Origin of the sequence: Nostoc sp. NMS9, from assembly GCF_017114995.1 — a bacterium.
In the GTDB taxonomy this organism is placed as follows: domain Bacteria; phylum Cyanobacteriota; class Cyanobacteriia; order Cyanobacteriales; family Nostocaceae; genus Nostoc.
In genome coordinates, this window is the sequence record NZ_JABXKL010000040.1 from 22,675 (window position 1) to 35,941 (window position 13,267).

Below are 13,267 nucleotides of genomic sequence, written 5' to 3' on the forward strand. Positions count from 1 at the left end.
CAGATATGAGTCCTAAAGCTGTACTAAGTATATGAAGAACTATCTTAACTTCCTATTGGCTGATGGCTAGGAATAAGAGCGCCATCACGCGATGTGCAATTTCTGTTATTACCTTTTTATAGCTATAGGCATTATGATCAATTCCAAGTTCTGCGTCGGCAGGCTAATTGATCGCAATGTTTTTTATGAATTTAGTCTGGCAACGATTTACTCTATCAACTTTACCGCTCAAAGAATATCTTGCTACCAGTTATGTACACCGCTCTCTGGTGGGGTTGCTAAGTTCTTGGCGGCAAACTAGCGTCTTGCTCCAGTGGGGAGATGCGATCGCAGCGGCTTTACTCAGCTTAATATATGCTCTAGCACCTTTTGCTTCCAGTACGTTGGTGGGTTTTTTGCTGGTGGCTTGTGTCGGATTTTGGCTGTTGTTGACTATATCTGATGAAGTAACACCAGCAAATGTCTCGTCAGTCACTCCCATTCACTTGCTGGTACTGCTGTATTGGGGAGTTGCCGCAGTCGCAACAGCATTATCACCAGTGAAAAAGGCGGCACTTAACGACTTGGGAACGTTGACCTTGTATTTGCTACTATTTACCCTTTGTGCCAGGGTATTAAGGTCGTCTCGCCTCCGTTCTTGGATTATCATCCTTTATCTGCACGTATCGTTAATTGTTAGTGTATACGGGTTGCGGCAATGGTTTTTTGGAGCCACAGCACTGGCAACTTGGGTTGATCCAGAATCTCCTATGTCTAAGACTACAAGAGTCTACAGTTATTTAGGCAATCCAAACTTATTGGCTGGATACCTATTACCAGCGGTAATTTTTAGCTTAGTGGCAATTTTTGCATGGCAAAGCTGGCCTAAGAAAGCCCTTGCATTAACGATGCTAATTGTCAATAGTTCTTGCCTGATTCTGACTTTTAGTCGTGGTGGTTGGATTGGACTAGTGGTGGCAGTTTTAGCTGTGATGGCATTGCTAGTTTATTGGAAAAGCGTGGAAATGCCTCGTTTTTGGCGTACTTGGTCAATACCGATTGTTTTAGGAGGTTTGATCGGCGTATTGGTGCTAGCAGTGATATTTGTAGAGCCAGTGCGGCTGCGAGTGTTCAGTATTTTTGCCGACCGTAAGGATAGCAGTAATAATTTTCGCCGAAATGTGTGGGATGCTGTTTTTGAAATGATTCGCGATCGCCCGATTTTCGGCATTGGGCCTGGTCACAACTCTTTTAATAAAGTTTATCCCCTCTATCAACGCCCTCGTTACACTGCTTTAAGCGCCTATTCGATATTGTTTGAAGTGACTGTAGAAACTGGCTTTGTTGGTTTAACCTGCTTTCTCTGGCTACTAATTGTCACATTTAATACGGCACTTTTGCAAGTGCGACGATTGCGACAAATTAGAAGTGTAGAGGGATTTTGGTTAATCGGAGCGATCGCTATTTTGTTGGGTATGCTAGCTCACGGTACCGTAGATACTGTCTGGTATCGTCCTGAAGTCAATACCCTCTGGTGGCTCATCGTTGCCTTAATTGCTAGTTACTGGACACCTTTAGCTCAGAACCAGACAAATTCAACTAACTTAGAACCAGCAACAAACTAATATAAATAAGTCGTCAGTTGTTTTCTTACCAAACAACTGACAACTTCTGAATTTTGAATAGTCTAATCTCTGTAGGTAGTAGCACTTGGGGCATTAGGGTCGCGATAAGCTACAGGTTCGTTAGCGCGCTTTTTGCCAGTCAACCCAGCTAGACCGAATAAACCAAGCAATCCTAGCCAACCCCAATCAAAATCGTTGCGATCGTCAGTGGTCGTTGTTGGAGCAGTAGTGGTAGTAGTGGCTCCGGAGTCATTAGTTGTCTGAGCTTGTGCAGATAGAGTTAAAGGTAAAATTCCCATACTCAAGCTGAGAACGCCAGCGCCAACAGCTGTAATGAAATTACTTTTCATAAGTTGTAAAAGTTCCTAGTTCCTGATGCTATCCGAAGTCACTCACCACTGTATCGGTTCTCAACCTTAACAAAATCAATCTGCGGCTATAAACTAGGCATTTTCATAACTCACGCTGTAGACATACAACATGGTTTTCACAGCAGTCTGTTTCTCATTCTTGCTGTGGTAGTTTAGCAACACTGAATCCTCAATAACTTTTCATTGCCCGTTGAATGTCACGCTGGTCTTGGCGTCGTTTCAGGTCTTCTCGTTTATCGTGGAGCTTTTTACCTTTGCCAAGGGCTATACTCACTTTTAGCCAGCCTCGTTTGAGATACATTTTCAAAGGGATTAAAGTTAAACCCTGCTGTTCGACTTTGCCAATTAGCTTACGGAGTTCTTGACGATGCAATAGTAGCTTGCGTGTACGCCGTGGTTCATGATTAAAATATTGTCCACTAGCGTTGTAAGGCGAGATATGCACATTGATCAACCATGCTTCGCCATTGCGAAGCAAAGCATAGCCATCTTGGAGATTGACTTTACCCGCACGAATCGACTTCACCTCTGTTCCTGTCAACTCAATTCCAGCTTCGTAAGTTTCTAGAATTTCATACAAATAACGGGCTTGACGGTTGTCGCAAATAACTTTGTAACCTTCGTTCTTGTCGCTCATTGATAATTTTGTGTGCTTTAAATGTACCTAAAAAATTATTTGGATTGGCTTGTAAATTATAGGGTGTATCTTAGAACCGCTATAAATGGTGAACTGTATATCACTAATTTAGCTTTTCTAAGTTCACAATTAAGGTTTTCTGGCAACTTTAAGTTATCTGATACCGATTACCTCTAAGGTTTCATAGAACAAGTTGCTTGAGCAACTTGTCTCAGCAAGCCTGATTTTGTGCAGTTTCACAAATAGGACTTATACCAATTCTGTATAAAGATGCGCCAAATTATATAAGGAACGAACCGCAAAGGGCGCATTCGCGCAGCGTCTTGTAAGAGTTGGACACAAAGCAAGAAAGAAAATTTGGCGCAGCCTCACAAAGAAATGGTATTACACATCAAGTAGGGGCAATACCCTGTGGGAAGACGCTTCTCTACGAAAGACTCCGCGTAACTTGCTTCTTTGCGTTTACATAAATTGCCCTTACAGAAAATCAAGATTTTCACTCCCTTTTTGCATAAGTCCTGACAAAGAATTGGTATGACGCTAATGATGATGAGTTGTTACAAATTACAAAGCTCTCTATCCCTCCTAAGCACAGGGAGTCTAAGGTGGTTACACTTCGTTAACCTTCCTAATGATTTAAGATTTTCTTTATAAATAAACCCTGAGAGCAGTCATTAGCTGGTAATCCTGTCATAGTATGAAACATAAGAACACTATTATTGTCTGTGTTCACTAACGGAGTACATAGAAGCAAATTTCTGAGTAAAAAAATGCTAGGGGTGTATTATCCATGCCCTTGACGATCCTTGTAGTGGATGATGATTTGGGCACTCGTCTGTCTGTTAGCGACTATCTTGAACTGTCTGGCTACTCAGTGATCACGGCTAATGACGGTCAAGAGGCTTTGTTTATGGTGGATGAGTATCATCCTGATTTGATTGTCACGGATATTGTTATGCCACAGATGAATGGCTATGAACTGGTGCGCCGAGTGCGTCAACAACCAGTGTTTCGTTTATTGCCTGTAATTTTATTAACGGCACGCATTAAGACCCAAGAAAGAATTCTGGGCTACCAGTCTGGGTGCGATTTATATTTACCCAAGCCTTTTGAACTGGAAGAGTTAGCAGCAGCAATCCGCAATCTTTTGGAGCGATCGCAAATTATCCAATCAGAATATCGTTTTTCTCATAAAGACAGTTTGGGCATTTCCGACTTGACAAAAGCGGAGGATGCCCATAATTCTCTGTCGACTCAAACTCAGAAATCCCATCTGCACTCAGCCCTAACTCATAGAGAACAGGAAGTCTTAGAGTTATTGACTCATGGTCTTTCTAATGCCGAAATGGGTCATCAGCTACACCTGAGTCCTAGAACCGTGGAAAAGTACGTTAGCAGTTTATTGAGAAAAACCTCAACCAGCAACCGCGCAGAATTAGTCCGTTTTGCGATGAAGCATGGTTTAGTGGAATAAAAGTTAGGAGGAGAGACGCGATTAATCGCGTCTGTATAGGAGTGAGGAATTAAAACTCCTAACTCCTAACTCATAACTCTTCACTTTTAACTTTTGTGAGCAGACCTTCACAAGCATCGATCAGTAAATCAATAACCTGATTAAATCCCTCTTGACCACCGTAATAGGGATCTGGAACTTCCTTTAGAGTGTGTCGAGAACAAAACTCGCACATCAAACGCACTTTATGCTGATATTGCTCAGTGCGATCAAGAGTGAGGATGTTCTCATAATTTTCTCGATCCATAGCCAAAATCAAATCAAAGTCTTGAAAGTCTGACTTTTGAAACTGGCGTGCTCGACCACGCAGTTTAATTCCTAACTTTGTAGCAGCCGCAGCACTCATGCGTCTGTCAGGTGGGCTACCAATGTGATAACTAGATGTACCAGCAGAGTCACAAAGGATGTGTTCGCTCAAGCCAGCCTGCTCAATTAGATGATTCATGATGTTTTCTGCCGAGGGCGATCGGCAGATGTTACCTAAGCAGACAAATAGCAACTTGTAAGGCATAGATATACTTTGTCAATAGTCAATAGTCATTTGTCATTTGTCCTTTGTCCAATGACTAATGACCAATGACTAATGACCAATGACTAAAATCCAGGTAACTCCAACCCACTGGTTAATTCTTCCATACGTTCCCGCATTGTTGCTGTGGACTTGTTGTAGGCTTCTTTCATTGCCACTGTCACGAGATCGGAAAGTACTTCTGCACCTTCTGCTAAAGCATCTGGAGAAATTTCCACCCGCTTGGGTTCTTGGTTTCCACTGACAATCACCTTCACCAGACCACCGCCAGATTCTCCTTGGATCTCCATTTGCTCCAATTCTTCTTGGAGTCGCTTTGCGCCTTCTTGAACTTGCTGTGCTTTCTTAAAAGCTTCGGCTAATTCTTTCATTTTTCCTAAGCCAAAGCCGAATCCCTGTCCTTTTCCTGTCATAATTATTTGTACGCGTGTGCGTTGAATAACAAATCAAATTCAATTATAGATGCGGTAAGCAATTTGCCTCTTTTTTTACCAATAATTAATGCTTCATAAAATGGGGCATGGGGCATGGGGTATGGGGCAAAACAGTTCTGTTAGCGGAAAGCTAGGGTTTAGCCCGTTCCGAGTTCCGAGTAAATAAGTGAGATTCACAACTTAGCACTCACTCAGCACTCAGCACTTCTGAAGGGCATTGGACACAAGAGGCAGAGGTGCAAAGGGGAAAGACTTACTGCAACTGCTCCCCCTACTGCTTGAATTGAAATTTCAACAAGCACCTTGAAACTCTCCGAGCATTTTGACTTCTGGCTCTAAATTAATAGACCAACGTTGTTGTACTTGATGTTGGATGTGGCGAATGAGACAGAAGATATCACTAGCTTTTGCCCCGCCACGGTTAACGATAAAATTAGCATGGAGTAGTGCTACTTGTGCGCCACCAATTTGGTATCCTTTCAGACCCGTTTGTTCAATTAACCAGCCAGCACTGTAAGGTTTGGGATTGCGAAACACACTGCCACAACTGGGAAAGTTGTATGGTTGAGTGCTTAAGCGATGCTTTTTATGTTCTTTGGTGATCGCCACAACTTTTGCTGGGTCTGCACCTGGCGCGAGTTGTAAAGTGGCTTGGGTGACTATGCGATCGCCACCTTGCAATAATGAAGTCCGATAGCTATAACCTAACTGTTCTGGGGTAAGAGTTTCCAGCGTACCATCGGGTGAAAGTACCTGGGCACTAACTAACATATCTGCGATACAACTATTATGTGCCCCTGCATTCATCACCACGGCCCCTCCGGCTGTTCCGGGGATACCAACAGCCCACTCCAATCCTTGCCACCCTAATTCTGCTGCCGCCCATGCCAAGCTAGGAATTGATTCTCCCGCAGCAACGGTTAATTGACCGGTTTGGGGGTCAAAGTGGTTGAAGCGGAGATGACGAGTAGCAATGACTAAGCCTGATATACCACCATCACTCACCAGCAAATTAGAACCTGCTCCCAGTGTTGTCACTTTTAAATTACGTTCTTTTGCGTATTTAAGACTTGCTTGCAGTGCTTCTAAGTTTCGGGGGGCAACGTATAAATCAGCTGCTCCCCCAACTCTATAGGAAGTAAACGCTGACAAAGAAGCCTGGGACTTGATCGCACAATCAGTACTGGGTAAGTAGATTACTTCACTGTCCACCGAATTAGCTGTTTGGTGTTTCTTTGTATTCAAAGCAGAAACTGTGCAGACGTTTCCAGCTGCCTGGGAAATGGTCATCTTTACTTTGTTTTGGTAAAATTTTTACATTAATTTACCGCAAAGATACGGTAATCGAATTCACAGATGAAACCGTTGCTATAGGGGCGCTTTGCTCGGAAATAAAACTTTGCAAAGTCTCCACTTAGGATGTGGCTTTAGCCGGCTCACAAAGTGCCGTAATTACTTCAGGAATCACCTGGTTTAAGTTTCCAGCCCCCAAAAACAGCGCCAAGTCTCCTGGGCGTAGTGTTTGTAGCAAGTACTCACACACTGCGGGTAAAGTTGGTTGATAAACTACCTGCGAATGCTGTTTAGCAATTTCCGCCGTTAGACGTTCACCACTAATTTGCCCTAAATTAGGTTCGCCTGCACTGTAAATATCAGTCAGCACGACCAAATCAGCATGGGTAAATGACTCGGCAAATTCTTCTAAAAAGGTCAGTGTACGACTATAGCGATGGGGTTGGAAGATGGCAACCACTCTTTGCCCTGGTCTTGCCTGTAACCGGGCTGCGGCGAGAGTAACGCGAATCTCGCTAGGGTGATGAGCATAGTCATCAATGAAGGTAATGCCATTGACTTCACCTCGGAACTCAAAGCGTCGTCTTGCTCCTTCAAAGGTGGCGATACCTTTGGCAATTGCTCCAAATTCTAAGCCCAAAGCACGACCAACAGCTACTGCAGCTAGGGCATTGCTGAGATTGTGCCGACTGAGCAAACGCAACGTCAACACGCCCAAAGCTTTGCCTCTTTCCCAAACCAAAGCCGTAGTACCATCAGCACGATAATCAATATTAGTGACGGTGTAATCAGCGTCGGTATCTGAGTGTAAGCTGTAGCTGATTGTGGGTTGCAAGCGATCGCGCACTGTCGCACAGTCAATGCTACCTATTAACGTTTTACAACCCTTAGCAAATGTCTGGAAGGTGTCAATGACTTCTTCTAATGTATCGTAGTGGTCAGGGTGATCGAGTTCAATATTGGTGATGATACCAATTTCGGGAGCGTGTTTTACCAGAGAACCATCTGATTCATCTGCTTCGGCTACCAAATATTGGCTTTGTCCCAATCGAGCATTACCTTCCCAAGCATTGACTTCGCCACCGACTAAAATCGTTGGGTCTAGACCTGCTTCCAGAAGCATATAGCCAATCATACTACTGGTTGTAGTTTTGCCGTGTGTTCCTGCCACTGCAATACTGTAGTAATCGGCAATTAAAGCTGCTAGTACATCTGAACGATGTAAAACTGGACAACCTAATTCCAGCGCTGCTTTGTATTCTAAATTATTAGTGTTAATTGCTGTTGAACAAATGACTTGAGGCAGTTTTGACTTAGTATCAGCAGGTAATTGTTCTGGTGAATTTAATACTACTGGATTAGCCAATACCTGAGGGTGAAAGAATTCGAGATTGCTTGCCTCTTGTTTACCAAAAATATGAGCACCGATAGATTCCAACTTGTGCGTAATGTGGTTAGGACGAAGATCCGAACCTGATACTGGAAATTGACGCTTTGCAAGAACGTATGCCAGAGCAGACATACCTATGCCACCGATGCCAATAAAATGAAATGGTCTACCACTAAAATCTACAGAATTAGTCATTTATTGCTCCTCTTACACCACACCACACCATAATCACAAATGACACGCGTATCATAACAGGAATTTGATTTTTACCGTAACTACTCCTGTATCATGTTTATGTTTGATGCCCAAATGATGTTTCTGCTCTGGTTTTGCTGGTTGAGAATGATTTTACCTTGTGTGGAGGTTTTTGCTATTTCTGAACTGTTCTTAAGATTATTCTGAAAATTTTGGCCGCATCGGGAAAGAAATTCTTGTAATGTCAAATACATATTTTTGGCTACCTTACTGGAATTGGCTACATAATACATTGTTTAGTGAAACTAATTTGAAATTGCATCAAGTCTAGGCGTGAATTGAGTACAATAGTACATTGGTAATGAAACTATTTTTCAATTGCATAAAACCCAGGCTTATCTGGATGCAGCAATTAGCAATTTTTGGTGGCACATTCGATCCAATTCATTGGGGACACCTGCTCGTAGCCGAGACAGCTTTGCATCAAGTATCCCTTGAAAAGGTAATTTGGGTGCCATCCCTAAATCCTCCTCACAAAGAAGCAGCTTTGTTTGAGCATCGTCGGCAAATGCTGCAATTGGCCATCAAAGATAACCCAGCATTTACTGTCTCACTAGTGGAGACTAATCGCTCTGGGACTTCTTATGCCATTAACACCCTGATTGACTTATCTGCTTGTTACCCAAATACTCACTGGTACTGGATTGTGGGCTTGGATACTTTCCAAACCTTACCCAGTTGGTACCGGGGACACGAATTAGCACAAATGTGTGATTGGTTAATCGCACCCCGACAGCTAGGTGGTGAGACTATAACTCAAAGCAAATTAATCTGCAAGCAAGTGGAGCACCAACTCCAGGAGCAATCTCTGATCATTCACTGGCAACTCTTGAATATACCTTTAGTAGGTGTTTCGTCAAGTCTAATTCGCAAATTTTGCCGCGAACGCCAGTCAATTCGTTATTTAGTCCCGGAATCGGTCAGATCATATATCACTAACAACAATCTCTACTCTTACAAATCTGAATAAATTATGTGTTTTTTTATTGATCTAACACTTTATGGTTAAAAGTGCCCCCCCCCTTTGCGATATGATTGGGGTCAACCATATCAACATATAAGCATAAATACAGAGGGCAAGACACTGTGATTAGAGTTGCAATCAACGGTTTCGGGCGGATTGGACGTAACTTTGCGCGTTGCTGGGTGGGTAGAGAGAATAGTAAAATCGATCTTGTCGCTATTAATGACACATCAGACCCTAGAACTAATGCTCACCTGCTAAAGTATGACTCAATGCTAGGGAAGATCAAGGGTGCTGAGATTAGTGCCGATGATAACTCTATCATCGTTAACGGTAAGACCATTAAGTGCGTATCCGATCGCAACCCAGAAAAGTTGCCCTGGAGAGATTGGGGAATTGACCTAATTATCGAAGCAACAGGGGTATTTACTAGCAAAGAAGGAGCGCTCAGGCACGTAAATGCTGGAGCCAAGAAAGTTCTGATTACCGCTCCTGGTAAAAACGAGGATGGCACTTTTGTGGTTGGTGTGAATCATCATGACTATGACCACAACAAACACCACATTATCAGTAATGCTAGCTGTACTACCAACTGCTTGGCACCAATTGCCAAGGTGTTGAACGATAAGTTTGGCATCATCAAAGGTACGATGACCACCACCCACAGCTATACAGGCGATCAGCGCTTGCTAGACGCTTCTCACCGGGATTTGCGACGGGCGAGGGCAGCAGCAATAAACATTGTACCCACTTCTACTGGTGCAGCAAAAGCAGTGGCGCTGGTTATCCCAGACCTTAAAGGCAAGCTAAATGGCGTTGCCTTGCGCGTACCAACCCCGAACGTCTCAATGGTAGATTTCGTAGTTCAGGTTGAGAAGCGTACTATTACTGAAGAAGTTAACCAAGCTCTCAAAGATGCTGCCGAAGGTCCACTTAAAGGTATTTTAGACTACAGCGAACTAGAACTAGTATCTTCTGATTATCAAGGTAGTGATGCTTCTTCGATTGTTGATGCAAACTTGACTTTGGTCTTGGGTAATGACTTAGTAAAAGTTATGGCGTGGTATGACAACGAGTGGGGTTACAGCCAACGAGTCTTGGATTTGGCAGAATTAGTAGCTGAAAAGTGGCAATAAAATAATTAGTCATTGGTCATTGGTCATTGGTCATTAGAAAAATGACATAGACGCGCTAGCGGCTACTCTACGAGTTCTCCAACGGAGTACCCGCACGGTAGGACTATTGACCAAAATGTTGAAATCCCTGGCTAAGATTCAGAACTTGGTCAGGGAATTTTTTTTGCTCGTCGTGCAATATTACTGTCGATCCGGCTGTAATCCTGCCTGCGATCGCAGCTCCTTCTCCAAGATGTTGCACTAAGGCTGATGCTAACTCTTGTGGTAAGCACAGTACTAATTCAAAGTCTTCGCCACCATATAGAGCATATTTTAGCGCTTGGTCTGGTGTCAGCCAATGGTTAAAAGTTTTTGCTACAGGAATTTGTCTGTGTTCTAAGACAGCGCCAACGCCACTGCCGCGGCAAATTTGAATAATCGCATCTGCTAAACCATCGCTGCTATCCATACCAGCAATGGAGAGTTGGGAGTTAGGAGTTAAGATTTTCCAGAGGATTGGTAAGACATCTAATCGTGGCTGTGGGCGTTGGTGTGCGCGGATTAGAGCCGTGCATTCTGCATCTTTAAGGTCTTGTCCTAATTCGGGATGCAAGAGGAGTTCTAAGCCTGCTCTTGAGGCTCCATGAACGCCTGTAACGACGATCGCATCCCCAACAACAGCAGCAGAACGGCGGATAATTTGACTAGGGTTAACTTGACCAAAAGCGGTAATTGCCAGAGTAGTAACAGGCGATCGCACGACATCACCTCCAACAATCGGGGTATTGTATTTTTGCAGGCATTCTGTCATTCCCTGGTACAATCGCTCAACCCAACTTACCCTAAGTTCAGCGGGTAGTCCCAACCCGACAGTGATTCCCAATGGAGAAGCACCCATTGCTGCTAAATCTGATAAATTGGCAGCAGCAGCTCGCCAACCAGCATCTTCTGGGGAAGTGGTGAGGTTGCTAAAATGCACGCCATCAACCAGTACATCTGTAGTCACTACCAAAGATTGCCCTGATGCAGTCTCAAGTACTGCGGCATCATCGCCGATAATTTCTGGAGGACAGAAGCGCTGTAATCTTTCTAAAAGACCTTGTTCGCCAATGTCTTTTACTTGTTGAGAAGATAAATCACTGTTCACAATCGGTTTTCCATGTTGCAAAATTACGAAGAAAACTGATGATTTGTTTTAGTGTTTAAGATAAGGGTATCGTCTAGGAGTCAGTTGGAATGGTAATAACACCAGTAACCAGCATCACATTTGAGGATTACTTAACCTATGATGATGGCACTGATTTTCATTATGAACTGGTGGATGGCAAGCTAGAGCTAATGAATCCACCTACTATTGAACATTTCCTGATTGTCGATTTTTTGGATACTGCCTTGAAAGCAGAAATAAAACGTTGTAATTTTACTTGGCTGTGTTTTCGGGAAAGTGGGGTGAGAACGGGTAGAAATAAATCTAGGCTGACTGATCTGTGTGTAGTGACACTGGAACAAGCCAGAGAATTATTGAATGCCTCAGCAGTATTTGAATCACCACCGTTACTAATTGTCGAGGTGGTCAGTCCAGAGTCTGTGAAATGGGACTATCGTTATAAACGCTCGGAATATGCGGCCTTAGAGGTTCCTGAATATTGGATTGTAGACCCACTGAAAGCAAAAATTTCGGTGTTACTACTGGAAGATGGATTTTACGAAGAAACAGTTTTTACAGCTACTCAGCAAATTGTATCACGGACTTTTCCAGAATTGAATATTGCAGTTGAAGAGGTATTGAATGCAGGTAATCTGGGCTAGTAGACTATGCATAGTAGTCGTCTTTTAACTAATTCTGTGGGTTTAAGTTTCATAGCAACTAACAAGGATCAAGTTTTGTGGCTCTTTCTAAATAACCGTTACAAAACTTAATTACGAATTATTTGAATCGTGATTAGAGGATGTTTGAAAAGTTGTAAAATATACTCAAAACCCCACTTCCATTCTTCTCCCCGAAAGGTCGAGAGGCTTTGAAACCCCCATTATGTTGTAGTTTGGGAGGCTTAGATGTTACCAAAAATACTTTTCAAACATCCTCTTAGACTAAAAATTCCTTAGCGATGCTGAGTTGAAAAATATTAAAGATAAATTCATGCTAAATTCCTAATCACTTCAAGGAAATTCTTCAAAATTATAGATCCATTATCACTTCGCCAAACAGCAACGATTTCTAATACTGGTGATTGTCCTTGTATAGAACGATAGACTACACCACATCGTTGAAGATTTTGTACGTTTGCCGGAAGTAGTGAAATCCCCATTCCACCTGCAACTAAACTCAGAACAGTTGATATCCATGCTGCTTCTTGTCTGACTTTTGGCTGAAAACCTGCATCCACGCAAAGCCTATTAATTTGATCGCGTAAGTTATATAACAAGTTATGTGGTGGTAAGATAAATTGCTCATTTGCCAGTGTTGCAAGTGAAATGCTAGTTAGCCTTACGAAACGATGGTTTTCCGGTAAAACAATGACCAGCGATTCTTGAAGAATAGGCATAGAAGTCAAAACATCATCATTATTGCTTTTGATATTTTGCAAATTATGCAGATGAAAGAAACCTAAATCCAGTTGTTGGTTTCGCAACTTCTCAATTTGGTCATAGGAAGCTATTTCCTGTAACACCAATTCTACTTCTGGAAACTTCTGATGAAATGCTCGGAGGATATCGGGTAGTTTGCTGTTGGCGATGGATGTATTGATTCCTATAGTTAATCGTCCTTTCTCACCACGACTTAACTGTTGACCTGATTCAATTGCTCGTTCAACCTGACTGAGAATTTGACAGGCTTCTTGCAAAAACTCATTTCCCGCATCTGTTAATTTTAACGGGCGCTGGTTGCGATCAAATAGTTGAAATCCAATTTTTTTCTCCAGCCGCTTGATTTGTCTACTCAGAAATCCCTGATCGATTTCCAGATATGCAGCAGCGTTGGTAAATCCTTGCTTCTGGGTTACAGCGATCGCATACTTCAGGTGACGCAGTTCTAGTTCATCCCAATTTGACCATTTGTGAGAGGCTAAAGATTCTTGTTTTTTCAGCATTATGACGTTTTAGTCATCGAATGTTGCATAAACAAGGTGATTATATCATGGTTTCCCAAGATATCTTCAG

At 42.8% G+C, this 13,267-nt stretch carries 13 protein-coding genes; 5 read left to right on the forward strand and 8 right to left on the reverse strand.

All coding sequences use genetic code 11. The features are described 5' to 3' along the window. The first annotated feature begins 185 nt into the window (after nt 1-185). Nucleotides 186-1,604, forward strand: coding sequence for an IctB family putative bicarbonate transporter (locus HWQ40_RS14070; protein ID WP_292778697.1), 1,419 nt, complete (start codon nt 186-188; stop codon nt 1,602-1,604). A 62-nt stretch (nt 1,605-1,666) separates the two neighbouring features. Here the strand turns inward: HWQ40_RS14070 and HWQ40_RS14075 are convergent, their stop codons facing one another. Beyond that, nucleotides 1,667-1,954, reverse strand: coding sequence for a WGxxGxxG family protein (locus tag HWQ40_RS14075; RefSeq protein ID WP_292778699.1), 288 nt, complete (start codon nt 1,952-1,954; stop codon nt 1,667-1,669). 190 nt (nt 1,955-2,144) lie between these two features. Continuing rightward, nucleotides 2,145-2,612, reverse strand: coding sequence for an SsrA-binding protein SmpB (gene smpB, locus HWQ40_RS14080; protein ID WP_094349892.1), 468 nt, complete (start codon nt 2,610-2,612; stop codon nt 2,145-2,147). A gap of 790 nt (nt 2,613-3,402) precedes the next feature. On the opposite strand from smpB, the gene HWQ40_RS14085 reads away from it, so the two are divergent. Next, the gene (locus tag HWQ40_RS14085; protein ID WP_292778701.1) at nt 3,403-4,086 is read left to right on the forward strand and encodes a response regulator transcription factor; all 684 of its coding nucleotides are present in this window, start codon (nt 3,403-3,405) and stop codon (nt 4,084-4,086) included. 70 nt (nt 4,087-4,156) lie between these two features. Here the strand turns inward: HWQ40_RS14085 and HWQ40_RS14090 are convergent, their stop codons facing one another. From HWQ40_RS14090 to murC, 4 genes are all read right to left on the reverse strand, one after another. After that, nucleotides 4,157-4,636, reverse strand: a complete 480-nt coding sequence (locus HWQ40_RS14090; protein ID WP_292778703.1) for a low molecular weight protein-tyrosine-phosphatase — start codon at nt 4,634-4,636, stop codon at nt 4,157-4,159. A gap of 83 nt (nt 4,637-4,719) precedes the next feature. Continuing rightward, nucleotides 4,720-5,067 carry a YbaB/EbfC family nucleoid-associated protein gene (locus HWQ40_RS14095; protein WP_099100025.1) on the reverse strand — a complete coding sequence of 116 codons (348 nt, stop codon included), beginning with the start codon at nt 5,065-5,067 and terminating at the stop codon, nt 4,720-4,722. Nucleotides 5,068-5,379: 312 nt separating this feature from the next. Continuing rightward, a complete protein-coding gene (murB, locus tag HWQ40_RS14100) occupies nt 5,380-6,378 on the reverse strand; it encodes a UDP-N-acetylmuramate dehydrogenase (protein ID WP_292778705.1) in 999 nt (332 codons plus the stop codon). A gap of 124 nt (nt 6,379-6,502) precedes the next feature. Beyond that, nucleotides 6,503-7,966 (reverse strand): UDP-N-acetylmuramate--L-alanine ligase, encoded by a 1,464-nt coding sequence (gene murC, locus HWQ40_RS14105; protein WP_292778707.1) that lies wholly within the window; start codon nt 7,964-7,966, stop codon nt 6,503-6,505. A gap of 403 nt (nt 7,967-8,369) precedes the next feature. On the opposite strand from murC, the gene nadD reads away from it, so the two are divergent. Continuing rightward, entirely contained in the window at nt 8,370-8,996 is a 627-nt protein-coding gene (gene nadD / locus HWQ40_RS14110; protein WP_292778708.1) for a nicotinate (nicotinamide) nucleotide adenylyltransferase, read from the forward strand. Nucleotides 8,997-9,112: 116 nt separating this feature from the next. Continuing rightward, nucleotides 9,113-10,126, forward strand: a complete 1,014-nt coding sequence (locus tag HWQ40_RS14115; RefSeq protein WP_292778710.1) for a type I glyceraldehyde-3-phosphate dehydrogenase — start codon at nt 9,113-9,115, stop codon at nt 10,124-10,126. Nucleotides 10,127-10,229: 103 nt separating this feature from the next. Here the strand turns inward: HWQ40_RS14115 and thiL are convergent, their stop codons facing one another. Further along, nucleotides 10,230-11,252: a thiamine-phosphate kinase gene (gene thiL, locus HWQ40_RS14120; protein ID WP_292778712.1), complete on the reverse strand. Its 1,023-nt coding sequence runs from the start codon at nt 11,250-11,252 to the stop codon at nt 10,230-10,232. An 89-nt stretch (nt 11,253-11,341) separates the two neighbouring features. On the opposite strand from thiL, the gene HWQ40_RS14125 reads away from it, so the two are divergent. Continuing rightward, on the forward strand, nt 11,342-11,914 hold the full coding sequence (locus HWQ40_RS14125; RefSeq protein ID WP_292778714.1) for a Uma2 family endonuclease: 573 nt from the start codon (nt 11,342-11,344) through the stop codon (nt 11,912-11,914). A gap of 329 nt (nt 11,915-12,243) precedes the next feature. Here the strand turns inward: HWQ40_RS14125 and HWQ40_RS14130 are convergent, their stop codons facing one another. Further along, nucleotides 12,244-13,197 carry a LysR family transcriptional regulator gene (locus HWQ40_RS14130; RefSeq protein WP_292778716.1) on the reverse strand — a complete coding sequence of 318 codons (954 nt, stop codon included), beginning with the start codon at nt 13,195-13,197 and terminating at the stop codon, nt 12,244-12,246. Nucleotides 13,198-13,267 lie beyond the last annotated feature (70 nt).